The sequence below is a fragment of the Streptomyces purpurascens genome, assembly GCF_045040895.1.
GTDB classification, from domain to species: domain Bacteria; phylum Actinomycetota; class Actinomycetes; order Streptomycetales; family Streptomycetaceae; genus Streptomyces; species Streptomyces purpurascens.
In genome coordinates this window covers 352,412-375,653 of sequence record NZ_CP108341.1, presented here as the reverse complement: position 1 = coordinate 375,653, position 23,242 = coordinate 352,412, and the positions used below count along the sequence as shown (strand labels likewise).

Below are 23,242 nucleotides of genomic sequence, written 5' to 3'. Positions count from 1 at the left end.
GCCTGGTCCAGTTGAATTCGATCGTAGATTCGCCCATGCGGCCCTGCATCTCGGGCGCCGGGGAATCCTGGGGCGGCTCAGCCGCGCCCGCGATGGAAGTGCACGTGCAGATCCCGGATCCGTTCCGTCAGTTCGGGTACCGGACCGTCCACGATCACACCGGGTGCGACCTCGTGGACGGGGAGTGTCCGCACCGGTGGCGCAGGGACCCCCAACTCGCCCAGCCAGGATACGAGTTGCTCGGACGAGGCGACGTAGGCGATGCGTCCCAGACCGACCCAGGCGTGCGCCGCCGCGCACATCGGGCAGTGCTCGCCGGAGGTGTAGACCGTGGCAGCCGCCCGCTCCTCGGGCGTGAGATGGGCGGCCGACCAGCGCGCCAGCTCGAACTCGGGGTGCCGGGTGCGATCGCCCGAGGCCACGCGGTTGCGATCCTCGGCGAGGACCGTGCCGTCCTTCCCCACCAGAACCGATCCGAACGGTTCGTCCCCGTCGTCCAGTGCCTCGGCCGCGAGTTCCACACAGCGGCGCAGGTAAGGCAGTTCCGTGTCCTTCACGACCATGGTGCCGGGCCCTTTCTCGTGACCAAGTGATCAACAGGACTGTACGGCGGGCGGGGCGTAGGGCCCACCGGAAATCGCGTTGACCGGCCGCTCGCCGGATGTCACACCCACACCCGTCCGATCCGTCGCATGGTCATGACGACGAACCAGAAGAGCCAGAGCATCCTCCTCGCCGGCGCGAGCGGTGTCCTCGGCCGGCACATCACCCACGCGCTCACCGAGGCGGGCCACAAGGTCACCGGACTCGGCCGGAGCCGGGACAACGGCATCCGCGCCGACCTCATGGACCGCGACGCGCTGCTGCGCGCCGTCGACGGACACCACTTCGACACCGTGATCCACGCCGCGACCGCCCTGCGCAAGCCCCCGATGCGCGACCGCGACATGGACGCCACCGACGCGCTGCGCACCCAGGGCACGGCCCACCTCGTCGAGGCCGCCCGCGTCGCCGGTGCCCGCCGCTTCGTCGCGGAGTCGATGGTCTTCGGCTACGGCTACGGGGATCACGGTGACCGCCCGCTCACCGAGGACGACCCCTTCGGCCCGCTCGGCAGGACTCCGCAGCTGGAGCGGCACATCGCCGGCATGCGGACCAAGGAGCGGCTCACCTTCGAGTCGGAGGCGCTGGAGGGCATCGCGCTCCGCTTCGGCCTGTTCTACGGCCCCGGCGGCACCGACGCCCTGCTGCCGCTGCTGCGCAGGCGACAGTTGCCCATGCCCGGCGACCGCGACCGGGTGCTGCCGTGGGTGGAGCTCACCGATGCCGCCCGCGCGGTGGCCGCCGCCGTGGAACGCGGCCGGCCGGGGCAGGCGTACAACATCGCGGACCGCACCCCGCTCGGCTTCCGTGCCCACCTCGAGAGCGTGGCCGGGACGTTCGGGCTGCCGAAGCCGATGACCGTGCCGCTGTGGCTGATGAGGCCCATGTCGTACGCGCACACCGTGATGGCGTCGCGGCTGCGGGTGTCCTGCGCCAAGGCGGAACGCGAACTGGGCTGGACTCCGCGCTACCCGTCCAGCGGCGAGGGGCTCGCCGCGATGCGGTCGGCGGGCCGCTGACGCCGGGGGTGCGCCGGCCGGTGCGGCTCAGGTGCGGCTCCGGTGTGCCGGGCCGCAGGGCCGCGGCACACCGGGTACCAGGTGATTCCTGGTGTCGCGCACGTACTGTCGATACGCCGTCGTGGCTCGCTACGCCGTCAGCGGCCTGCCTTCGAGCGGTCCAGCGCGGCGACGCCGAGCGCGGCGAGGCCGATCTGGATGAGCCATTCGACCCAGTCGACACCCTTGGTGTCGGCCACGCCGAACGCGCCGGCGAGTGCGGAGCCGATCAGCGCGGCGATGATGCCGACGACGATCGTCCACAGGATTCCGATGCGCTGACGGCCCGGGACCACGAGCCGGCCCAGGACGCCGATGACGATGCCGATCACGATGGCACTGATGATGCCGTCGACTTCCATCTCCGCCCCTTCTCCTCAGGACCCCCGCTGCAGTGCGTGTGCCCCCTTGCGGCCGGGACAGTCCGGGTCCCGCGCCTCGTGGCCGCTCGCGGACACGGAAGGGCCGGCCCGCGAGCGCGGACCGGCCTTCGTTTCCCCTCCGGCGGGGGCTACGGCCTCGGGGAGGCCTTCGCCGCCGTGCCGGCGCACACCAGACCCAAGAGCACGGCCAGTGCGCCGATGATGATGTTGTTCCACACGACCCCGGCGTCCGGGCTCTCGCCGACGATCCACGGCGAGATGATCATCCACACCCCGAGGGCGCACATGGCCCAGCTCAGCCCGTACATACGCTCCGGAGCGCGAGTGAACCCGAGCGCCAGCAGACCGATCGCGATCCCCATGATCAGGTTGTGGGTCACGAGCGGTGGCTGGCTGGTCGTGTAGTGAACTATCCACGGGGAGGCCGCGCAGTACAGACCCAGCAGGAACACGGGTCCGTCCACGAGCGCCACATCGCGACCACCGAGCATGCGGGCGTACCGATCCCGCATCTCGGGGGCATCAGGGTGGCTGGTGATATCACCTCTGGTGGGCGAGACGTTGGCCATGACTCGTCTCCTTCGTCTTACAGGGCGACCGCGTCTGGTGGGGAATGCGGTAAGCGCCGCGTAAGCACATTCTGCTCTTATTTTTCCTTTATGTGTAGAGGTTGCGCGAGGGGTGCGGACTCCTGTCGGGCGGTACATGTCCGGGCGGATCGCGGGCAACCGCACGGGTACGGCAGTGACCGATCGACGTCGCCCGGCGGGCGGCGCGGGACAGCGGAGGGCAGCGGGCATGTCTACGGCGATCAGCGCGAAGGTGTTGGAGCGGTTCCCGGCGGGAGCCCCGCGCGGATCGTGGCCGGCGGAGGAGTACGCGGCACGCTGCCGCGCCGAGGGCGAGCCCGCCACCGTCGTGATGGACCTGGAGTCGGACGCCTTCCTCGTGGTGGTTCCGTCGGACGACGACGCCTGAACCCGGCCGAAATCCGGGGTCCGGGATACGAGATGAGCCGCGCGTTCCTTGACGGTTCTCGTCCCCCGCTGCGACGATCCATGGCATGACCATGCGACTGGACCTCACGCGGCGACGCCACGTCGACCTCGCACGCGTCTCCAGCGCTTCCTGTCGCGCCGCAGCCTGAGCCTTCCGGCTCGCAGCTTCCTCGCACGCCTGAATTCGTCGCTCTGTCACGCCCCTTGAAGGCGGCTGGCCGCGGCTGAATACGGCGTCCCCGAATGCGGCTCTGCCGCGCGCAGTCGCGCCTTCTCCCGGAAAGAGAACCCATGGCCACCGTCCTGTCCGTCTCCGGCAGCCCCTCCGCCTCCTCCCGCACCAGCCGCCTGCTGCGCCATCTGGACGAGCGGCTGGCCGCGCAGGGCCATGACGTCGTCCCGCTCGATGTCCGCACCATCCCCGCCGAGGCCCTGCTCGGCGCGGACTTCCGGCACCCCGCGATCGTCGAGGCCACCGAGCTGTTCGCGCGTGCCGATGGCGTCGTCGTCGGCACGCCCGTCTACAAGGCCTCCTACTCCGGTGTGCTCAAGGCCCTGCTGGATCTGCTCCCGCAGTACGCCCTCACCGGCAAGACCGTGCTGCCGCTCGCCACGGGCGGCAGCATCGCCCATGTCCTGGCCATCGACTACGCCCTGCGCCCGGTGCTGACCTCCATGGGGGCGGCCCACACAGTGCAGGGCTGGTTCACCCTCGACAAGGACCTCACCGTGCAGGACGACGGCTCCCTGACCGTCGCGCCGGCCGCCGCCGAGGCACTCACCCAGGTGGTGGACCAGTTCTCCGCGGCGCTCGGCCGCACCCCGCTGCTGGCCGTGGCGGGCTGACGCCTCCGGCCTTCCAAAGATCAACCCTGGAGCCCGACTTCGGCGTCCTCCGCACCAAGGGGCAAGCCCTGCCCCTTGGTGACCAGGAGGCACACACGTATGAAGCAGCGAAGCGCACGCACCGTCTCCTTAGCCTTGGCCGTGGCGTTGTCCGCCGGAACGGCGGCACTCGCCCCGTCCGCCCACGCGGCACAGGCTCAGCACGGCCACGAGGCGACCCGAACCGCCCTGCGGGATCTGGTCGAGAAGGGCGGACTCCCCGGGGTGGCGGCCAAGGTTCGCGACCACAAGGAGAGTTGGTCCGCCGTGTCCGGCCACGCGGACACCGGCACCGGGCGCAAGCGTTCCCCCGCCGACCATTTCCGCGGCGCCAGCATCACCAAGACGTTCGTCGCGACCGTCCTGCTCCAGTTGGAGGCCGAAGGGAGACTCGACCTGGACGACACGGTCGAGTCGTGGCTGCCCGGCCTGGTGCGGGGCAACGGCTACGACGGCAGCAGGATCACCCTGCGCGGGCTCCTCAACCACACCAGCGGCATCGCCAACTACACCGACGATCCCGCGTTCATCCACGGCGCCGCCGGCCCCGGCTTCCCGCAGCACCGGTACGACACCCACACGCCCGAGGAACTCGTGGCGATCGCGCTGAAGTACCCGCCGCTGCCCGACCCGGAGAGGGCGCCGGTGTACTCCAACACCAACTTCGTCATCGCCGGGATGGTCATCGAGAAGGCGACGGGCCGCTCCTACGCCCAGGAGATCACCCGGCGCGTCATCCGGCCGCTGAAGCTGCGCGGGACGTCCTTCCCCGGGACGTCGCCGAAGATGCCGAAGCCGCACCCCGTCGGCTACTCCCGGCTCCATGAGGAGGCCCCGGACGCCGAGATCCACGACGCCACCGAACAGAACATGACCTGGCTGGGCGCGGCCGGCGACGTCATCTCCACCAGCGGTGACCTCAATCGGTTCCAACGATCCCTGATCAAGGGCGAGTTGTTGCCACGGGCCCAGATGAAGGAGATGCTCGACGAGGTCCCGGCGGGGGGCGGCATCGGGTACGGACTCGGAGTGGAGTTCGCGGAGCTGTCCTGCGGGGTGAAGGTGGTGGGCAAGAGCGGCCGTACCAACGGCTCCCTGTCCGCGATGGTGGGCACACAGGACGGCAAGCACCAGATGACGTTCAACATCAACGGCGACTGGCTCCAGGACGGATCGCTCTACGTCGATGTGATCGAAGCGGAGTTCTGCGGCAAGGCCCCTTCCCCGACCGGAAGTCCGACCGACAAGCCGCTCCTGCCTCAGCTCGGCTAGCCGGAGGCCAGCGCCCCGAGGTGTGTCCGGCGTGACTCGGCCGTCTGGCCCTGCACCAGCAGGAACATCCCCTCGCGGGCCAGCCGCTGCGCCCGGCTGTCCAGAGCCATGGACCGGCCGCCCCCGGCCACGACCGCCGCGGTCGTGGCCGCACGCATGAGGTCGTAAGCCCGTGTCTTCACAGCCAGGCGTTCCGGGACGCACTCGTGCGGGGCCGGGTGGTCGGCCAGCGCATAGGCCTCCCGCCGGACCTCGTCGAGCCGGACCCGCAGCGAGCGGGCCGTCTCCTGGCCGTCCGGGGTGTCCGCCACCAGGTCGAGCGCCGCGTACGCCACCCCGAAGACGGCCGGACTGGCGTTGGCGGCCCTGGGCAGGTCGACCAGGGCGAACTCCTTCCGCGGCACGCGCAGCACGACGGCCTCGTCCGGCACCCACAGGCCGTCCAGTGCCAGGGAGACCGTACGGGCGGCGGTGAAGGCCGCGAGCCGCATCGGCGCCGACGGGGACAGCCCCGGCTGCTCGCGGGCCTCGGCGAAGCCGAACACCACCTCTTCCGTGTCCGTCACACCGGCCAGCAGCATCACGTCGTTCAGGCCCCAGCCCGTGAACCAGGGCACCGTTCCCTCGAAGCGCCAGCCGCCCCGCTCGGGCACCGCCCGCACGGGGACGCGGGGGAAGGCGCGGATATGGGCGTACGCGATACCGGCCATCACCTCGCCGGTCGCCAGCGGACGCAGGAGCTTCTCGCGGACGGGCGATTCATATGTGGCGAGCAGCTTCACCGGTGTGTGGTGCTGTGTCTGCACGAACCATGTGGAGCAGCACGCCCCGGCCAGGATCTCCGCTGTCTCTCGCGCCACCTCGACGGGCGCGTCCGCCCCGCCGTACTCCTCGGGGGCGCCCACCCCGAGCAGCCCGGCCCGCTTCACGGCCTCGATATGGCTCGCCGGCACACCCTCCTGGTCGACGCGCTCGGCGTGCGGGACGAGGAGATCGTGCGCCAGTCGCTGTGTGCGGGTGACGAGGGGATGGGGTGTGGTGGTCATGGGAGAAATTCTCCCGGTCGCGCGGCGCGGGGTGTCGATCCGGGGGTGTGTCGTTCGTGTAGGAGGTGCAAGGACACCCCGACACCCGCATACCCCGAGAGCCCGGCACAAGGACGCCATGGAGGCCGTCATGAAGTACTACCTGCTCAGCGTGATGCAGCCGGTCGGCGATCCGCCCGCCCCCGAGGTCCTCGAAGAGATCGGCGAGAACCTCGACGCCTTCCACCAGGAGCTGCGCGAGGCGGGTGCCTGGGTCTTCGCCGGAGGGCTGCACGGCCCGGAGTCCTCCACCGTGCTGCGCCCACGCGACGGCGACGTCCTGATCACCGACGGCCCGTACGCCGAGGGCAAGGAGGTGCTCGGCGGCATCTGCCTCGTCAGGGCGCCCGACCTGGACGCCGCCCTGGAGTGGGGGCGCAAGGCGGCCCTGGCAACCACCCTGCCGATCGAGGTGCGCCCCTTCATGGGCGGCGCCGAATGACGGGTGTGGACGTCGAGGCGGTCTTCCGCGCCGAGTACGGCCGCGCGGTCGCCGTCCTGGTCCGCTTCCTCGGCGACATCGACCTCGCCGAGGAAGCGGTCCAGGACGCCTTCACCACGGCCGTGCGGCGCTGGCCGGAGACCGGCGTTCCGCCCAGCCCGGCCGGGTGGATCATCACCACGGCCCGGAACCGGGCCGTCGACCGGCTGCGCCGCGAGTCGTCCAGACCGGCCCGGCACGCCGAGGCCGCCCTGCTGCACGCCTCCGGCGCACCGCCCGAGGAGGGTCCCGTGCGCGACGACCGGCTCCGCCTGATCTTCACCTGCTGCCACCCCGCGCTCTCCCTCCAGGCCCGCGTCGCCCTGACCCTGCGCCTGCTCGGCGGGCTCACCACCGCGCAGATCGCCCGCGCCTTCCTCGTACCGGAGCCGACGATGGCTCAGCGGCTGGTCCGGGCGAAGGCGAAGATCCGCGACGCCGGGATCCCGTACCGGGTGCCCCGCGACGCCGACCTGCCCGACCGGCTCGGCGGGGTCCTGGCCGTCGTGTACCTGATCTTCAACCAGGGGTACGAGGGCTCGCCCGACCTGTGCGCCGAAGCCGTACGGCTCGGCCGCCTCCTGGCCGGACTCATGCCGGACGAGCCCGAGGCGACCGGCCTGCTCGCGCTGATGCTTCTCGTCGAGGCGCGCCGCGACGCCCGCGAGAGCGACCAGGGCGAACTGGTGCCGCTGCCCGAGCAGGACCGGGCCCGCTGGGACCGCGACCTGATCACCGAGGGACAGGAACTCGTCCGCCGCTGCCTGCGCCGCGACCGGCCGGGGCCCTACCAGATCCAGGCCGCCGTCCAGGCCGTGCACAGCGACGCGCCGACCGGAGACGCCACCGACTGGGCCCAGATCCGGCAGCTCTACGACCAGCTCATGACCCTCGCCCCGAGCCCCGTCGTGGCCCTGAACCGGGCCGTCGCCGTCGCCGAGACCGAGGGCCCCGGGCCTGCCCTGGACCTCGTGGCCACACTCGACCTCGACGGCTACCACGTCCTGCACGCCGTCCGCGCCGACCTGCTGCGCCGCCTGGGCCGCGACACCGAAGCCGTAGCGGCGTACGACGCGGCCCTCGCGCTCGCGGAGAACCCGGCGGAACGCGCGTTCCTCGACCGCCGCAGGACAGCGCTCACCCGGCGCTGACCGGACGACCCGGTCAGGGACGTGAGCCGCGCGGCTCCAGCTCCGTGAGCACGTCGAAGTCGAGACCGTCGGCACGAGCCAGGTAGATGCGCTGGCGCACATGACTGTCCCGCAGGTGCAGCAGCCCGCGCGGACCCTCGTACGACACCGCGCCCGCCGCCGCGCCGATCGCCGACACGTCCAGCGTCCCGGCCCTTCTCAGCAGCGCGGCCAGCAACAGCACGCCCTCGTAGCAGGATTCGCCCAGGCTGCCGAGGGCGGGAGCCTCGACGCCGTAGCGGGCCGCGTACCGCCCGTGGAAGTCGAGGGTGTCCCCGTTGGCCAGCGAGGCGAAGAAACCGGCCGTGCTGTAGAGATCCTCGGTGGCCGCCGGGCCGCTCGCCAACAGCATGTTCTCGTCCATCAGCGTGCTCAGCCGCAGACAGCGCGCGTGCAGGCCGTACGCCGTGAACGCCCGGTTGAAGCGCACCGCGTCGCTGCCGACGAGCAGCATCAGCACCCCGTCGGCGTCCGCGCGCTCGACGCGGCGCAGCACCGGCTCGAAGTCGTCGGTGCCGAGCGGGAGATAGGCCTCACCGGCGACACACCCGCCGGCCGCGCGGGCGTACGCCCGGGCCGCCCGTGCCGTACGCCGCGGCCACACATAGTCGTTCCCGACGACGAACCACCGCCGCACCCCGCGCTCGTGCGCCAGCAGGTCCATCGCGGGCCGCAGCTGATCGCGCGGGGTCTCGCTCGTCAGGAACACGCCCGCCCTGTCCTCCCCGCCCTCGTACAGCGCCGTGTACACGTACGGGACGCGGTGCGCGATCCTCGGCGCCAGCGCCTGCCGCACCGAGGAGATGTGCCAGCCCGTGACGCCCTGCACGACGCCCAGGTCCACCAACGCCTCGACCTGGCCGGCGACCCCGTGCGGCGGGCCCGAGCCGTCGACCGGCACCAGCCGCAGTTCCCTGCCGAGCACGCCGCCGTCCCGGTTGACCTCCTCGGCGGCCAGCCGCGCGCACAGCTCGCACGTGGGCCCGAAGATCCCGGCCGGCCCCTGCAGGGGAAACACGAGAGCCACGCCGAGCACGGAGTCGTCGGCCGTGAACCACTCGGGCGCGGGGAGGTCGTGCCGGAACATGGCGTCATGATTCCGGCTCCGTCAGGCGAACTCCAGTGCGTCTCTTACGATGGACGCACCTCTGAGCTAGGAGCGGCATGGCCACCCCACCCCCGCGTCGGCCCGACGACCTGGTGCAGCTGCTGACGCGGGCCGAGCGGCTCGCGGCGCGGCGGTTGCAGGCCGTGCTGGGGGAGGAGGGCTGCTCGCTCGACGCGTGGCGGGTGCTGGCCCTGCTGTCCGACGGCGAGGGGCACCACATGACGGCGCTCGCGGAGGCCGCCTTCCTGCCGCCTCCGACGCTGACCAAGCTGGTCGACCAGCTTGTCGACCAGAACCTCGTGCACCGCCGGGTCGACCCGTTCGACCGCCGCCGCATCCTCGCCCACCTCACCCCGCGCGGCCGGGAGTACTGGCAGCGCGTCGACCGAGCGGTCCGCGCCGGCCGGCCCACGCTCGGCGACGGCGACGACGAACTGCTGCGGTCCCTGCTGGACCGACTCGCGGCGACGCTGGCGGAGTCGGCCCACGTGTGAGCCCCCCGACAGCCCCGCACGCGGATGACTGGTCTACACCCTTGACTGGTACAGACCAACGCGGTTGAGTGTGCCTCCACAACCCCCCACCACGGCCGCCCCCACGCCGTGACCGGCCCGGCCGGCATGTGCGCCAAGGCTCTGCTTCGCCCTGCCTTGCCGGGTGCGGCCGTGCTCCGCAAAGGAGTTGAGCCCGTGTCGAGACGCCGTCTGTCCGCCGTCCTGGTCACCCTCGCCCTCGCGGGCACCGCCCCGGTGCTGCTGCCCGCCTCGAACGCCTCCGCCGCCGCGTGCTCCAGCTACCCGAACTGGGTGGCGGGCAAGTCGTACGCGGCCGGCGACATCGTCCGCTACACCGACGGGAAGGCGTACATCGCCGAGCACGCCAACCCGGGCTACGACCCGGTCATCAGCACCTGGTACTGGGAGCCGTACGCCTGCGACAGCGGTCCCGGCACGCCCAACGCGCGCTTCGTCGTCACCGAGGCGCAGTTCAACCAGATGTTCCCGAACCGGAATCCCTTCTACACGTACAGCGGGCTCACCGCGGCCCTGAGCGCCTACCCCGGTTTCGCCAACACCGGCAGCGACACGGTGAAGAAGCAGGAGGCCGCCGCCTTCCTCGCCAACGTCAGCCACGAGACCGGCGGCCTGGTGCACGTGGTCGAGCAGAACACCGCCAACTACCCGCACTACTGCGACTGGAGCCGGCCCTACGGCTGTCCGGCCGGCCAGGCCGCCTACTACGGGCGCGGCCCGATCCAGCTGAGCTGGAACTTCAACTACAAGGCCGCGGGCGACGCGCTCGGCATCGACCTGCTGAACAACCCCTGGCTGGTGCAGAACGACGCGGCCGTCGCCTGGAAGACGGCCCTGTGGTACTGGAACACCCAGACCGGCCCCGGGACCATGACCCCGCACAACGCCATGGTGAACAGCGCAGGCTTCGGCCAGACCATCCGCAGCATCAACGGCTCCCTGGAGTGCGACGGCAAGAACCCGGCGCAGGTGCAGAGCCGCGTCAGCAACTACCAGCGGTTCACGCAGATCCTCGGGACGTCACCCGGGGGCAACCTCTACTGCTGACGCCGGACCCCAGGGCGTGGTGTCATGCAGGATGTCATGCACCTGATCAATCTGGATCAGTCCGACGAAGGGCATCCCTCATGCGTCTGCGCACCCCCCACGCCCTGCTCGCCACGACCGCCGCGCTGGCCGCCGCGGTCGTGGCCCCGCCGCCCGCCGCTGCCACCGCCGTTCCGGCCCCGGGCACGTACTACGTCCAGAGCGCAACGACCGGGCTCAACGCGGCCGACAACGGCGGAGCGGTCGAGCAGCACAGACCCCGCGGCAACGAGGACCGCCAGCAGTGGCGGCTGAAGGAGAACGGGTCCTCCTCCCTCCTCGAGAACACCGACACACCGGGCACCTGTCTCGGCCGCAACGGCGACCAGGCCGCGACCGTCGCCTGTACGAGCGCCGACGCGGCCTGGGAGATCGCCCCGGCGGGAACCGACCGCTACACGCTCAAGGCCCCGGGCACCGCGCGCCACCTCACGGTGGCCCCCAAGCCGTCCGACGCCACCTACCCCGCCCGGCTCGTTGTCGGCCCGGCGGGCGACCTCGCCGCCTGGTACCTCACCCCCGTCGACCCCGCCACCGGCGCGATGCCGCCGCAGGACCAGCGCACTCTGGACCAGGTCACGTTCCTCACCTCGCACAACGCGTACGCCAACGGCGTCGACGGCGGCTTCGCCCCGCCCTTCGTCAACCTCGTGCCCAACCAGACCCGCGGCATCGAGCGGCAACTCGCCGACGGCGTCCGCGGATTCATGCTCGACGTCCACCAGACCCCCGACGGCGCGATCCTCTGCCACAACAGCTGCACCCTCGTCAGCAGGCCGGTCGCCCTGTGGGTCGACCTCCAGCGCATGGTGGACTTCCTGAAGGCCCACCCCGACCAGTTCGTCACCGTCTTCCTGGAGGACTACGTCGACCCGGGCGTCCTGCGGGCGGAACTCGCCCGCGTCAACGGCCTGTCGGACGTGCTGTACCGGCCCGACCGCACCGGCGTACGGCAGAACGGCTGGCCGACCATGGCGGACCTGGCCGCCGCCGGCGACCGGCTGCTGATCTTCACCGACCACAGCCGCTCCGCCGACCAGGCGGCGGGGCTGACCCGGGACAGCTTCGGCGTCATGTACCAGCGCGAATGGACCGTCGAGAACTACTGGTCCATGGGCTCGGGCATCGGGTCCTCCGACTGGTCCTGCTACAGCCGCTGGTACGACGCCGGCACGAACATCCCGCTGACCCGCACCGAACCCGGTTTCCGCCCGCTGTTCGTCATGAACCACTTCCGCGACGCCGGCATCACCTCCACCGCCACGACGGACAACACCAAACTCGCCGACCGCGCCCGGCGGTTCTGCCAGCCGGCCGCCCGCAAGAAGCCCAACTTCCTGGCCGTGGACCACTACGACCGCGGCAACCCGGCCTCCGCCGTCGCCACGCTCAACTCGTACACCTATCCGTAAAACGGCTCCACCGGCCCGCGCGGCGTGTGTGAGACTCCGCCGATGAGCTCACAGACGATCACCGCGGACGCCGCGGGCACCTGGAAACTCGGCGACCTGCCCGTCCACCGCCTCGGCTACGGCGCCATGCGCCTGACGGGCAGCGCCGCCTTCCACCACGGCACACCGAGCGACCGCGACCGGTCGATCGCCGTTCTGCGCAAGGCGATCGACCTCGGCGTGAACCACATCGACACGGCCGCCTTCTACTTCTCGTCGCTGCGTTCCGCGAACGAGCTCATCAACACCGCGCTGGGGCCCTACCCCGACGACCTGGTCATCGTCACCAAGGTGGGCCCGTACCGGGCCTACGACGGGGAGTGGGGCACCTCGGCCCGCCCCGAGGATCTGCGCGGCCACGTCGAGGAGAATCTGCGCCAGCTCGGCCGCGACCACCTGGACGTCGTCAACCTGCGCCGGATGCCGAAGTACGACTCGATCGCCGAGCACTTCGGGGTCCTCGCGCAGCTCCGGGACGCGGGCCTGATCCGGCACCTGGGGGTCTCCGACATCGAGCCCCGCCACCTCGCCGAGGCGCAGGCCATCGCGCCCGTGGTCTGCGTGCAGAACCGGTACGCCCTCGACCGTCCCGACCCCGCGGCCGACGAACTGCTGCGGATCTGCGGCGCACAGGGCATCGCCTTCGTGCCGTTCTACGCCGTCGCCGGCGAGAGCGGGGAGCACGGTGCCACCACCGCCCACGACGAGGGGGTGCGAGCCGTGGCCCGCGCCCATGGTGCGAGCCCCGCGCAGATCCGCCTCGCCTGGACGCTGCACCAGGGCCCGCACGTCCTCGCCATCCCCGGCACCGGCAATCCCGACCACCTCGCGGAGAACGTGGCGGCGGGTGCGATCCGCCTCACCGACGAGGAACTGGACCGGCTGGGCGCACCGCGGCAGAGGGCTGGGGCGAGCGGCTAGACCGCCCAGCTCCCGCCCCGCATGAGATGCCTGCGGGGCAACTCGTGCGCCTCGCACCACGCCTGCATCGCACGCGGCCGCACCTGGAAGAACGCGTACGACGCGTGGTCCTCGCGGGGATCCCAGCCGGTCTTCGCACGGAACGCCTCGGCCGCGGCGGGCGGCACCTCGGCGCACGTGAAGGTCTCCACGTCGCCGTCGACGAGCACGACGTCCCGGGTGTCCCCGAAGGCCAGCCGGGCCTGACTGCCGTCCCGCAGATTGCGGCCGGTGGGGTTGGTCAGCCGGGTGCACAGCCACACGGCCTCGTCGTGCCACACGAACCACAGCGGAACCAGACACGGCATCCCCTCGGCGTCGGCCGTGGCGACCCAGATGTCGATTTCCCGCTCCAGACGGACCAGCAGGTCCGCCTTGCGCTGCTCGGGGGTGCGAGGTGGCTCGGCGATCTTCATGGACGGGACGCTAGCGGGTGGGGCGGGTATCCCGCCTCGGGCTGGGGCCCTAGGCCCTGGGGGCGTCGAGGTACTGCGCCAGCCCCTCGCCCAGCGACCAGTCGGCCGACTCGTTCTCGGTCAGGGTGACGAAGACGTTCCGCGGGTCGGTGTTCGCGTACGCCTGGATGAGCTCGGCGATTCTCCGGTACAGCGCCTGTTTCTGCGCGGGCGTGCGACCGGAGCGGAGTGTGATCGCGACATAGACGATGCCGTCGTCGCGGTGCACGCCGAGGTAGTCGTCGTATCGCAGCGTGCCGCTCGTGCCGTCGTGGTCCCTCAGGATCTGGAACCGGTCGTCGGGCGGAATGCCGAGCGCCTCCCTCAGGGCGTCGTGGACGGCACGGCCGATCGCGGCGAGGCGCTCGGGGCCGGCGCGGAGCGTGTCGATGCGGACCAAGGGCATGGGGCCTCCCTGATGTCGTGGATCGCGAGTGTACATACTAGTAGTTACAGAGATGCGGGACACAGTTGGCGTCCTGTGCGTTTTACGTATAACCTCTCCCGTCAACCGCACGCTCCGAGAGGTCCCGATGAGACGTATCGCCCTGGTCGCCCTCGTCGTCGACGACTACGACGAGGCGATCCGCTTCTACACCGAGGCCCTCGGATTCCGGTTGGCCGAGGACGCGCCCCGGCCCGACGGATCCCGCTGGGTCGTCGTCGAACCCGGCGCCCCGGGAGCCGGCAGTGGCCTGCTGCTCGCCCGCGCCAAGGGGGAGACCCAGGCCGCCCGGGTCGGGGACCAGACCGGCGGGCGGGTCGGGTTCTTCCTGCACACCGACGACTTCGCCCGCGACCACGCCCGGATGACCGCCGCGGGCGTCACCTTCCTGGAGGAGCCGCGGCACGAGCCGTACGGCGTCGTCGCCGTCTTCCGAGACCTGTACGGCAACCGCTGGGATCTCCTCCAGCCCGCCGGCTGACCTTCCCCCCTCGCTTCGAACCACCCGCTCAAGGAAAGACCCGCCATGACTGCTACGCGCGTAGACGCCGAACTGATCCGCCGGCTTCCGAAGGCCGTGCTGCACGACCACCTCGACGGCGGCCTGCGCCCCGCCACCGTGGTGGAGCTCGCGGACGCGGTCGGCCACACCCTGCCCACCACCGACCCCGGCGAGCTCGCCGCCTGGTACTACGAGGCAGCCAACTCCGGCGACCTGGTGCGCTACATCGCCACCTTCGAGCACACCCTCGCCGTCATGCAGACCCGCGAGGGCCTGCTGCGCACCGCCGAGGAGTACGTCCTCGACCTCGCCGCCGACGGTGTCGTCTACGGCGAGGTGCGCTACGCCCCCGAGCTGATGCTGAACGGCGGGCTGACCCTGCCCGAGGTCGTGGAGACGGTCCAGGAGGGCCTCGCGGCGGGCATGGCGAAGGCGGCTGCCGCGGGCACACCGGTGCGGGTGGGCACCCTGCTGTGCGGGATGCGGATGTTCGACCGGGTGCGGGAGGCCGCCGACCTGGCCGTGGCGTTCCGGGACGCCGGTGTCGTCGGCTTCGACATCGCCGGTGCCGAGGACGGGTTCCCGCCCGCCGACCACCTCGCGGCCTTCGAGCACCTGCGCCGCGAGAACGTGCCGTTCACCATCCACGCCGGGGAGGCGCACGGCCTGCCCAGCATCCACCAGGCCCTCCAGGTGTGCGGCGCCCAGCGCATCGGGCACGGCGTGCGCATCACCGACGACATCCCCGACCTCGCGGCGGGCAAGCTCGGCCGTCTCGCCGGCTGGGTGCGCGACCGGCGCATCGCCCTGGAGATGTGCCCGACCTCCAACCTCCAGACCGGCGCCGCGACCTCCATCGCCGAGCACCCGATCACCGCGCTGAAGGACCTCGGCTTCCGCGTCACCCTCAACACGGACAACCGGCTGGTGTCGGGCACGACGATGACCCGCGAGATGTCCCTGCTGGTCGAGCAGGCGGGCTGGAGCGTGGAGGACCTGCGCACGGTCACGGTGAACGCCCTGAAGAGCGCGTTCCTCCCCTTCGACGAGCGGAACGCGCTCATCCGGGACGTCGTGCTGCCCGGCTACGAAGCCGCGCTCTGAAGCAGTCCCCGCAGGTAGGCGGCCTGTCCGATGTGCTGGAGATCATCAGACAGGACGCTGACCAGCCGGACCCCCAGGGTGACCGGCGGATCCCAGCGCTCGTCGACGACCCGCTCCAGGTCCTTGGCGGCCAGGCCGCGCAGGGCGGTAAGGCTCTGGTCGTGCACGGCGTCGTAGTAGCCGGTCAGCATCTCGCCCGAGTCGACCCGGACCTTGGCGACCTTGGCGGGACTGTGGCCGTAGCCCGTGTCGTGGCGGGACAGGCCCAGCCCGAAGCGCTTCTCCCAGTCCTGGGACAGCCACACCTGCTCGAGGCCGAAGGCGTCGGCGAAGTGGTCGTCCTGGACCCGGGTGAGGTGCCAGACCAGCCAGGCGACGGAGTTGGCGTCGGGGGAGGGGCGGGCGGCCAGCTCGTCGGGCCCGAGCCCCTCGACGGTGGCGTGGACTTCTTCCCTGATGCGGCTGTGAGCCTCGATGAGGACGTCCTTTGCATGCATACGTCCACCATCGCCCATCGCGTCACCTCACGCGTCGGGGACCCAGCTCCCGTGGAAGCCCAGGGGCACCCGCCCCGGCAGCTGGATCCGGGCGACCGGTTCGCCGGTGAAGTCCTGGGCCGAGAGGATCACCAGGTCCGACGCGCCGCGGTCGGGGTCGTGCACGTACGCGATCGCGTAGCCGTCGTCCTCGGCCGCGCCCGGGTCGGCCGGGTCGCACGGTACGAACACGGCCTCGCTCGCCGCGGAGCCCCGTGGCAGCCGGTGCACCTGCGTCGTGCCGCGCAGCAGATCGTGCTTGAACAGGGCGTTGCCGAAGGCCCGGTCGGGCGGGTTGCCGTCGGCGGTCAGGTACGCCAGTGTCATCTCCGCGGACGCCGCCGTGTAGCCGTAGCGGTGCCGGCGGGACACCAGCGCCTCGTTCACACGCGGGAACTCCTGGGGACGGTCGTCGAGCGTTTTCGTGCGCACCCGGCCGCGGCGCAGGTCGATCGTCCAGCGGTCGAGCCGGGCGGTCCCCGCTCCGTACGGCCCGCCCGACCCACGGCCGGCCACGAGGAAGGGCGCGTCGAAGTTCGTCATGTCGATGACGATGTCCGGGCCCTCCTCATAGGCGTTGAGGGTGTGCGAGTAGTACACCGGGTCCACCTCGAACCAGCGCACCGCACCACCTGCTCGCGGCAGGACGCCGACCCGCGCCGGGTGTTTCCTGTTCCAGACGTACGGCACGATGTCGCCGCGCTCGGCGCCCGCCGGGTCGAAGGTGACCGGCATGTCGAGGATGACCACGTGGTTCTCGGTGAGCGCGAAGTCGTGGATCATCGGCGCGTCCGCCACCGGGATCTTCGTGGTGCGCGCGACCCGGCCCGTCGGGTCGACGACGAGGTGGCGCACATGGTCCCAGGCCGGGTAGTAGGCGATCGCGTGCAGCTCACCGGCGTGCACATCGAGCTTGGTGTGTGCCGTCAACGGCCCCTTCAGGGTGCCCCGGAAGTCGTACGTGCCGATGGTGTTGAGCTCGTCGTCGAGTTCGTACGGCAGGGGTCCGCTCTCCTGGAGCGCGAGGATCCGTCCCCGGTAGGGGATCACATGGGTGTTGCAGGGGAAGTCGTCCGGCGGCACCGGGCCCGGATAGGGCTCGCCGAGCTTCTTCGCCACCTGGGACGAGCGCACCCACCTGTTGCGGTACCACTCGGCGCGGCCGTCGCGCAGCCGGACGCCGTGCACCATGCCGTCGCCGAGCATCCAGTGATGGGCACGCGGGTCCTCCAGGCCCAGGACGTTGGGGCCGTTGCGCAGGTAGCGCCCGTTCAGCTCGCGCGGGACGCGGCCGGTGACCGGCAGGTCGAAGGCCGTCAGTTCCTCGGTGACGGGCTTGAACGCGCCCTCGAGAAAGGGGAAGTGCCGCTTTGCCGGGGCCGGCGCCGCAACGGCGGGCCGCGCTCCCGCCCCCGTGCCGACGAGTCCGCCCGCCGCCGTGATCGCGGCCGCGCCGCGCAGTACGTTCCGTCGCGTGTGGTTCGTCATTTTCCGTACTCCTGACCGCAGTTGTCGTGGGGTGCGGTCACGAGTCTGCGGCGTGAGACGGCCCGGGTCAGGAGGGGCAGACACCGTCCTGGGGTGTTGCCAGACCCCCTGTTTCCAGCAGGGTCATCAGCGCCCGCGCGGCCGGACTGGTCGCCTGCGCGGGCGGCAGCAGGGCGACGGTCTCGTACGGGGTCCCGCCGGTGCCCTCCACCGGCAGGGCGGTCAGCGACGCGCGCTTGTGCCGGAAGTGCCGAGGCACGACGGCGATGCCCAGGCCCTCGTCCACCAGGTCGAGGAGGCTGTGCACGTCGTTCACCTCCAGGGCGACGGTCCGCCGCACGCCCGCCGCGGCGAACGCGGCGTCGGTGGTGCGGCGCGGCCCCCAGTCCGGGTGGAAGTCGACGAACACCTCGCCCCCCAGATCCGCCGGCGTGACGGACGCACCGGCGGCGGCGAGCCGGTGGCTGGGATGGCACAGGACCGTCATCGGTTCACTGGTCAGCGGCACGGACCTCAGCTGGTCGGTGTCCTCCTGGGTCCGCACCACGAAGGCAAGGTCGAGCCGCCCGGCCGCGACCTCCTCCGCCAGTGCCCCCGAGCCCGCCTGCCGCAGGCAGATCTCGACATCCGGGTGCTGCCTCCGGAACGTGGCCAGCAGCCCCGCCACATTCACCCCGGCGACGCACTGCTCGCTGCCGAGCGCGAGCATGCCGCGCAGCACGCCCTGCACCGCCGCCACCGCCTCGTGGGCCGTGCGCACCTGCGCCAGGATCCGCTCCGCCTCGCCGAGCAGCGCCCGCCCGGCCGGGGTCAGCGTCACCCGGCGGGTCGTCCGTACGAAGAGCGGCGTCTGCAGCTCCCGCTCCAGCGCCCGGATCGAGGCCGACAGGCCCGACTGGGAGACCAGGAGGCGTTCCGCCGCCCGGGTGAAGTGCTGGTCCTCGGCGACCGCGACGAAGTGCTGCAAGTGGCGCAGTTCCATGACTGAGAAGCGTAACCGCTGAATTCCATCGGATTCTTCTGTTGGACGCATGGGAGCAGGTCACGCCAGAGTGGACACCGGTTTCTTCCCGACCGTGCCAACCCCTCTGGAGTCGCGTTGTACACCGCACACCCCGACCGCTACGCGGACATGCCCTACCGGCGCACCGGACGCAGCGGCCTGAAGCTCCCCGCGCTCTCGCTCGGCCTGTGGCACAACTTCGGCCCGGACCGGCCCGTCGAGACCCAGCGCGCCATCCTGCGCCGCGCCTTCGACCTCGGCGTCACCCACTTCGACCTCGCCAACAACTACGGCCCGCCGCCCGGCGCCGCCGAATCCGCGCTCGGTGAGTTCCTGAAGTCGGACTTCGCGGCGTACCGCGACGAGCTGGTGATCTCCACCAAGGCCGGCTACCTGATGTGGCCCGGCCCGTACGGCGAGTGGGGCTCGCGCAAGTACGTGCTGTCCTCGCTGGACCAGAGCCTGAAGCGGATGGGCCTGGACTACGTCGACATCTTCTACTCGCACCGCCCCGACCCGGACACTCCGCTGGAGGAGACGATGGGCGCCCTGCACTCGGCGGTGCAGCAGGGCAAGGCGCTGTACGTCGGTGTCTCCAACTACTCCGCCGAGCAGACTCGCGAGGCCGCCCGCATCCTGGGCGAGCTGGGCACCCCGCTCCTCATCCACCAGCCGCGCTACTCGATGCTGGACCGCCGACCCGAGGAGGAGGGCCTGCTCGACGCCCTCGACGAGCTCCAGGTCGGCTCCATCGTCTTCTCGCCGCTGGAGCAGGGCGTGCTCTCCGCCCGCTACCTCGACGGCATCCCCGAGGGTTCCCGGGCCGCGAGCGACAGCCCCTTCCTGAACTCGGACGCGCTCACCGAGGAACTGGTGGGCCGGCTGCGCGACCTGAACGACATCGCGAAGTCGCGCGGCCAGACCCTGGCCCAGCTGGCGCTGGCCTGGGTGCTGCGCGGCGGCCGGGTCACCTCCGCGCTGGTCGGCGCGAGCAGCGCGCAGCAGCTCGAGGACAGCGTCGGCGCCATCCGCAACCTGGACTTCGACGCGGACGAGCTGGCCCGGATCGACGCGATCGTCAAGCAGTAGCGGTCTCCTCGGCCGGGGGCGGACGGCCGCCCCCGGCCGAGTCGTCTAGGAGCCGATCCGCTCCTCCAGGCGCACGGACACCGTGTCGCCCTCCTCCTTGCCGATGGCCTTGCGGATCTCGGCCTTCACGGGCAGCTTGTGCGTGCCGTCGCCCAGTGCCATGAACGAGCTGCGGAACGGGTGCCCGTCGATCGTCCCGCGGACCTTCACCAGGCCGCGGGTGCCGAAGAACTCGACGGACCGGGGCCAGACCAGGTAGGTCCAGCCGCCCTCGGCGGGGCTTCTGCGCAGGACCGCGGTGAACTCCGCGTCCAGATCTCCGGTCGTGGCCATGATGTCCTCCGGTGCTCGGCGGCCTCTCACCCATCAGACCCCCGGACGCGGGAAAACTCATCGCCGCCCGCACGCCTCGGCCGGGGCCCGATAGGCCGTATCCGCTGGTCAGGTGCCGGAACACCGCTCATGGCGACCCCATACGGACCACCCTGCGCGCGCCCGGCGAGATCGCCCGATACCCCCAGGGGCATGCGCCCGGAGGCCGCTCGCCGGGTTTCGGCCAACCCGGGGTGTGAATATGCCAGGAGAGTGGCCGGAAAGTCGTGGTGACAGTGTTTCAGCAGTGAACATACTGACCTGCGAGAGCGTTTTCACATCGAGCGACGGCGCCCTCACGCACAGCACGCGAGCCGCGGAGAGTCGAGTCCGGCAGGCGGGCAGGGCAACGGGGGAGGTCACGTGCACGACGAGTTCCTGTGTCACGTCACTGCGTACGGAGTCTGCGACGGCCGCCGCATCGGAGTGCCCCTGGGGACCTACCGGGCGCCCACCCTCGCCCTCGCCCTGTGGTGGCTGCGCGACCGCGCCTCCTGGATCGCCCAGCGCCTCGACCCCCAGCCCGACGCCGAGCACTTACCGCCGGGCGCGCTCGTGCCGGTCGCCGACACCGTGCCCGACGTGCCCACGCAACTGCGCGCCTGGTGTGCCGACCCCGGTCACCAGGAGCGGGTCGCCGAGGAGTTGGCGGCCGGACGGCTGGTGCGCATCGCCACCAGTGACGACACCACCGAGTACGAACTGCTCGCCGAGTCCGTGGACGCCCTGCGGATGCAGCGGACGGCCCCCGGCCTGGGAATCCCCGTGGCCTGACCTGCTCGCAGAGGCATATAGCAGGCAAATCGGTAGAATCTTGGTCATGGCGCAGTCTTCGGTAGCACCAGAACTCGTCCTGGAGACCGAGACGGACTCCACCGTGATGATTCCGGGTCGCGACTACCACGTAGGGCGCGACCCGTTGAGCGACATCGTCATCGACGACGACCGGGTCTCCTGGCACCACGCCGTGCTGCGGCCCACCGACGGCCACTGGACCATCGAGGACGAGAACAGCACCAACGGCACCTACGCCGAGGGCCGCCGCATCCAGGAGTGGGACGTCGGTCCCGGCACCGTCATCCGCTTCGGCAACCCGGCCGACGGACCGCGCGTGGTCCTGCTGGGCCGCCCCGCACCGGCCCCGGAACGCCCCTCCGCCGTGTCCATGCCGGCGGCGACCGGCACCTACCGGCAGCCCACCACCGTACGGCCGCTGCCCGCCCGCACCATCCGCATCGGCCGCGCCACCGACAACGACCTGGTCATCGACGACCTGGTGGTCTCCCGCCGGCACGCCGAGCTGCGCGCCCTGCCCGACGGCACCTACCAGATCACCGATCTGGGCAGCCACAACGGCACCTACCTCAACGGCAGCCCCGTCACCAGCGCCCCCGTCGGCCAGGGCGACATCGTCGGCATCGGCCACTCGGTGTTCTGCCTCGTCGGCGACGAACTCCAGGAGTACGTCGACACCGGCGAGATCTCCCTCGACGTGCAGGACCTCGCGGTCACCGTCGACCGCGGCCGCAAGACGCTGCTCGACCACGTGTCGTTCCCGGTGGGGGAGAAGTGCCTGCTCGCCGTCGTCGGCCCGAGCGGCGCCGGGAAGTCCACGCTCCTCAACGCTCTCACCGGCCAGCGGCCCGCCGACCACGGCACCGTCCTCTACGACGGCCGTGACCTCTACCGCGACTACGCCGAGCTGCGCCAGCGCATCGGCCTCGTCCCGCAGGACGACATCCTGCACGCCCAGCTGACCGTCCGCAAAGCCCTCTCCTACGCCGCCGAGCTGCGCTTCCCGCAGGACACGGCCAAGGCCGAGCGGCGCGCCCGGGTCGACGAGGTGATCCGCGAACTGGGCCTGGAACAGCGCGCGGACCAGCACGTGCACAGCCTGTCGGGCGGCCAGCGCAAGCGCGTCAGCGTGGCCCTGGAACTGCTGACCAAGCCGTCGCTGCTGTTCCTCGACGAGCCGACCTCCGGCCTCGACCCCGGCATGGACCGCTCGGTGATGCACATGCTGCGCGGCCTCGCCGACGACGGCCGAACCGTCATCGTCGTCACCCACAGCGTGCTCAGCCTGGACGTGTGCGACCGGCTCCTCGTGCTCGCGCCCGGCGGGAAGACCGCCTACTACGGGCCACCCGAGGACGCCCTGGCGTACTTCGGCTTCGAGCAGTGGCCCGAAGCCTTCGAGGCCTTCGAGCGGGACAAGGACCGGGACTGGGCGGGGGACTACCGCGCCTCGCCCTTCCGGGACCGCTACATCGCCGACGCCACCGCCCAGCCCCGGCAGCCCCGGTCCGAGCCCGTCGTGATCGCCGCGCCGCCCCGGCCGCGCAGCCGGGCCGCCCAGCTGAACACGCTGGTGCGCCGCTACGCCTCCGCGCTCAGCGCCGACCGCACGTTCCTGATCATCATGATCGCCCTGCCGTTCGTGATGGGCGTGATGGCGAGGGCCCTGTCGGGCGGCAAGCTGACCCTCGACACGGCGATGAACACCCTGCTCATCCTGTGCGTCGGCGCCGTGCTCACCGGCGCCGCCAACGCCGTGCGCGAGCTCGTCAAGGAACGCGTGATCTACCAGCGGGAACGGGCGGTGGGCCTGTCCAGATCGGCGTACCTGATGTCCAAGGTCGTCGTCCTGGGTGCCATCACCGTGCTGCAGGCGGTGGTGCTGACGCTGGTCGCCCTGCTCGGCGTGGACCTCCGCGCTCCCGGCGACGAAGGCGTGCTGATGCCGCCCCTGGTGGAGATCACGGTCGCCGTCGCGCTCCTGGCGTTCACGGCGATGATGCTCGGGCTGCTCATCTCGGCGCTGGTGCGCAAGGAAGAGGTGACGATGCCGCTGCTCGTGCTCGTCGCCATCGTCCAGGTCGTCTTCTGCGGTGCCCTGCTGAAACTGGGCGGTGTGCCCGGGCTCGAGCAACTCGGCTGGCTGGTGCCGGCGCGCTGGGCGCTGGCCGCGATGGCCGGCACGGTCGGGCTGGCCCGGATCGTGCCCAATGAGCTGACCAGGGACGCGCTCTTCGAGCACTCGGCGGGCACGTGGCTGCTCGACGTCGGGATGCTGGTCGTGCTGTCGGCGCTCTTCGGCTTCCTCGTGTCCCGGCTGCTGCGCCGGCACGAACCGGCCGTGATGCGGAAATAGGGAG

27 protein-coding genes are annotated in these 23,242 nt (G+C 71.4%); 16 read left to right on the top strand and 11 right to left on the bottom strand.

Features of this window, described 5'->3' with window-relative positions:
* Positions 1-77: 77 nt before the first annotated feature.
* Positions 78-563, bottom strand: a complete 486-nt coding sequence (locus tag OHU35_RS01820) for a nucleoside deaminase (protein ID WP_189725351.1) — start codon at positions 561-563, stop codon at positions 78-80.
* 135 nt (positions 564-698) lie between these two features.
* Here OHU35_RS01820 and OHU35_RS01815 point away from each other — a divergent pair, with 135 nt between their 5' ends.
* On the top strand, positions 699-1,622 hold the full coding sequence (locus tag OHU35_RS01815; protein WP_189725352.1) for an NAD(P)-dependent oxidoreductase: 924 nt from the start codon (positions 699-701) through the stop codon (positions 1,620-1,622).
* 137 nt (positions 1,623-1,759) lie between these two features.
* Here OHU35_RS01815 and OHU35_RS01810 read toward each other — a convergent pair whose 3' ends face one another.
* The gene (locus OHU35_RS01810; RefSeq protein WP_184595905.1) at positions 1,760-2,023 is read right to left on the bottom strand and encodes a GlsB/YeaQ/YmgE family stress response membrane protein; all 264 of its coding nucleotides are present in this window, start codon (positions 2,021-2,023) and stop codon (positions 1,760-1,762) included.
* Between the two features lie 149 nt (positions 2,024-2,172).
* Complete coding sequence (locus OHU35_RS01805; protein WP_189725353.1) at positions 2,173-2,613, bottom strand: SPW repeat protein; 441 nt, start codon at positions 2,611-2,613, stop codon at positions 2,173-2,175.
* Between the two features lie 229 nt (positions 2,614-2,842).
* Here OHU35_RS01805 and OHU35_RS01800 point away from each other — a divergent pair, with 229 nt between their 5' ends.
* The 4 genes from OHU35_RS01800 (at position 2,843) to OHU35_RS01785 (ending at position 5,199) form a co-directional block, all read left to right on the top strand.
* Complete coding sequence (locus OHU35_RS01800) at positions 2,843-3,022, top strand: hypothetical protein (protein WP_189725354.1); 180 nt, start codon at positions 2,843-2,845, stop codon at positions 3,020-3,022.
* An 85-nt stretch (positions 3,023-3,107) separates the two neighbouring features.
* Positions 3,108-3,191: a putative leader peptide gene (locus OHU35_RS01795; RefSeq protein ID WP_350710819.1), complete on the top strand. Its 84-nt coding sequence runs from the start codon at positions 3,108-3,110 to the stop codon at positions 3,189-3,191.
* A gap of 142 nt (positions 3,192-3,333) precedes the next feature.
* Positions 3,334-3,888 (top strand): NADPH-dependent FMN reductase, encoded by a 555-nt coding sequence (gene ssuE / locus OHU35_RS01790; protein WP_359894503.1) that lies wholly within the window; start codon positions 3,334-3,336, stop codon positions 3,886-3,888.
* Between the two features lie 99 nt (positions 3,889-3,987).
* Positions 3,988-5,199 carry a serine hydrolase domain-containing protein gene (locus OHU35_RS01785; protein ID WP_405504307.1) on the top strand — a complete coding sequence of 404 codons (1,212 nt, stop codon included), beginning with the start codon at positions 3,988-3,990 and terminating at the stop codon, positions 5,197-5,199.
* Here OHU35_RS01785 and OHU35_RS01780 read toward each other — a convergent pair.
* Positions 5,196-6,245 carry an acyl-CoA dehydrogenase family protein gene (locus OHU35_RS01780; protein WP_405504305.1) on the bottom strand — a complete coding sequence of 350 codons (1,050 nt, stop codon included), beginning with the start codon at positions 6,243-6,245 and terminating at the stop codon, positions 5,196-5,198. The genes OHU35_RS01785 and OHU35_RS01780 overlap by 4 nt on opposite strands.
* A 130-nt stretch (positions 6,246-6,375) precedes the next feature.
* Between OHU35_RS01780 and OHU35_RS01775 the strand changes: the two genes are divergently transcribed.
* Positions 6,376-6,726 carry a YciI family protein gene (locus tag OHU35_RS01775; RefSeq protein WP_189725358.1) on the top strand — a complete coding sequence of 117 codons (351 nt, stop codon included), beginning with the start codon at positions 6,376-6,378 and terminating at the stop codon, positions 6,724-6,726.
* Positions 6,723-7,916 carry an RNA polymerase sigma factor gene (locus OHU35_RS01770; RefSeq protein ID WP_405504303.1) on the top strand — a complete coding sequence of 398 codons (1,194 nt, stop codon included), beginning with the start codon at positions 6,723-6,725 and terminating at the stop codon, positions 7,914-7,916. The genes OHU35_RS01775 and OHU35_RS01770 overlap by 4 nt, the downstream gene beginning before the upstream one ends.
* 13 nt (positions 7,917-7,929) lie before the next feature.
* On the opposite strand, the gene OHU35_RS01765 is transcribed toward OHU35_RS01770, so the two are convergent.
* Complete coding sequence (locus OHU35_RS01765) at positions 7,930-9,042, bottom strand: substrate-binding domain-containing protein (RefSeq protein WP_359894495.1); 1,113 nt, start codon at positions 9,040-9,042, stop codon at positions 7,930-7,932.
* Positions 9,043-9,119: 77 nt separating this feature from the next.
* Between OHU35_RS01765 and OHU35_RS01760 the strand changes: the two genes are divergently transcribed.
* From OHU35_RS01760 to OHU35_RS01745, 4 genes are all read left to right on the top strand, one after another.
* On the top strand, positions 9,120-9,557 hold the full coding sequence (locus OHU35_RS01760; RefSeq protein ID WP_189725361.1) for a MarR family winged helix-turn-helix transcriptional regulator: 438 nt from the start codon (positions 9,120-9,122) through the stop codon (positions 9,555-9,557).
* Positions 9,558-9,752: 195 nt separating this feature from the next.
* Complete coding sequence (locus tag OHU35_RS01755; RefSeq protein ID WP_189725362.1) at positions 9,753-10,643, top strand: glycoside hydrolase family 19 protein; 891 nt, start codon at positions 9,753-9,755, stop codon at positions 10,641-10,643.
* Positions 10,644-10,729: 86 nt separating this feature from the next.
* Positions 10,730-12,094 carry a phospholipase gene (locus OHU35_RS01750; RefSeq protein WP_405509158.1) on the top strand — a complete coding sequence of 455 codons (1,365 nt, stop codon included), beginning with the start codon at positions 10,730-10,732 and terminating at the stop codon, positions 12,092-12,094.
* Between the two features lie 42 nt (positions 12,095-12,136).
* Complete coding sequence (locus OHU35_RS01745; protein ID WP_405504300.1) at positions 12,137-13,054, top strand: oxidoreductase; 918 nt, start codon at positions 12,137-12,139, stop codon at positions 13,052-13,054.
* On the opposite strand, the gene OHU35_RS01740 is transcribed toward OHU35_RS01745, so the two are convergent.
* Both OHU35_RS01740 and OHU35_RS01735 read right to left on the bottom strand, forming a co-directional pair.
* Complete coding sequence (locus OHU35_RS01740; RefSeq protein WP_405504299.1) at positions 13,051-13,509, bottom strand: pyridoxamine 5'-phosphate oxidase family protein; 459 nt, start codon at positions 13,507-13,509, stop codon at positions 13,051-13,053. The genes OHU35_RS01745 and OHU35_RS01740 overlap by 4 nt on opposite strands.
* Positions 13,510-13,558: 49 nt before the next feature.
* Positions 13,559-13,954 carry a tautomerase family protein gene (locus OHU35_RS01735; RefSeq protein ID WP_405504298.1) on the bottom strand — a complete coding sequence of 132 codons (396 nt, stop codon included), beginning with the start codon at positions 13,952-13,954 and terminating at the stop codon, positions 13,559-13,561.
* A gap of 127 nt (positions 13,955-14,081) precedes the next feature.
* Between OHU35_RS01735 and OHU35_RS01730 the strand changes: the two genes are divergently transcribed.
* Together OHU35_RS01730 and OHU35_RS01725 are read left to right on the top strand one after the other, a co-directional pair.
* Complete coding sequence (locus tag OHU35_RS01730) at positions 14,082-14,474, top strand: VOC family protein (RefSeq protein WP_405504296.1); 393 nt, start codon at positions 14,082-14,084, stop codon at positions 14,472-14,474.
* A 45-nt stretch (positions 14,475-14,519) separates the two neighbouring features.
* On the top strand, positions 14,520-15,599 hold the full coding sequence (locus OHU35_RS01725; RefSeq protein ID WP_189725367.1) for an adenosine deaminase: 1,080 nt from the start codon (positions 14,520-14,522) through the stop codon (positions 15,597-15,599).
* On the opposite strand, the gene OHU35_RS01720 is transcribed toward OHU35_RS01725, so the two are convergent.
* The 3 genes from OHU35_RS01720 to OHU35_RS01710 form a co-directional block, all read right to left on the bottom strand.
* Complete coding sequence (locus OHU35_RS01720) at positions 15,581-16,096, bottom strand: mycothiol transferase (RefSeq protein ID WP_189725368.1); 516 nt, start codon at positions 16,094-16,096, stop codon at positions 15,581-15,583. The two genes, OHU35_RS01725 and OHU35_RS01720, sit on opposite strands and share 19 nt — an antisense overlap.
* Before the next feature lie 27 nt (positions 16,097-16,123).
* Positions 16,124-17,623 (bottom strand): carotenoid oxygenase family protein, encoded by a 1,500-nt coding sequence (locus OHU35_RS01715; protein WP_189725369.1) that lies wholly within the window; start codon positions 17,621-17,623, stop codon positions 16,124-16,126.
* A gap of 67 nt (positions 17,624-17,690) precedes the next feature.
* A complete protein-coding gene (locus OHU35_RS01710; RefSeq protein WP_189725370.1) occupies positions 17,691-18,605 on the bottom strand; it encodes a LysR family transcriptional regulator in 915 nt (304 codons plus the stop codon).
* Positions 18,606-18,722: 117 nt separating this feature from the next.
* On the opposite strand from OHU35_RS01710, the gene mgrA reads away from it, so the two are divergent.
* Positions 18,723-19,715: an L-glyceraldehyde 3-phosphate reductase gene (gene mgrA / locus OHU35_RS01705; RefSeq protein WP_189725371.1), complete on the top strand. Its 993-nt coding sequence runs from the start codon at positions 18,723-18,725 to the stop codon at positions 19,713-19,715.
* 45 nt (positions 19,716-19,760) lie between these two features.
* On the opposite strand, the gene OHU35_RS01700 is transcribed toward mgrA, so the two are convergent.
* A complete protein-coding gene (locus OHU35_RS01700; RefSeq protein WP_189725372.1) occupies positions 19,761-20,048 on the bottom strand; it encodes a DUF1905 domain-containing protein in 288 nt (95 codons plus the stop codon).
* A gap of 402 nt (positions 20,049-20,450) precedes the next feature.
* Between OHU35_RS01700 and OHU35_RS01695 the strand changes: the two genes are divergently transcribed.
* Positions 20,451-20,861 carry a hypothetical protein gene (locus OHU35_RS01695; RefSeq protein ID WP_184595929.1) on the top strand — a complete coding sequence of 137 codons (411 nt, stop codon included), beginning with the start codon at positions 20,451-20,453 and terminating at the stop codon, positions 20,859-20,861.
* Positions 20,862-20,907: 46 nt separating this feature from the next.
* The gene (locus OHU35_RS01690; protein WP_189725373.1) at positions 20,908-23,238 is read left to right on the top strand and encodes an FHA domain-containing protein; all 2,331 of its coding nucleotides are present in this window, start codon (positions 20,908-20,910) and stop codon (positions 23,236-23,238) included.
* The last annotated feature ends 4 nt before the right edge of the window (positions 23,239-23,242 follow it).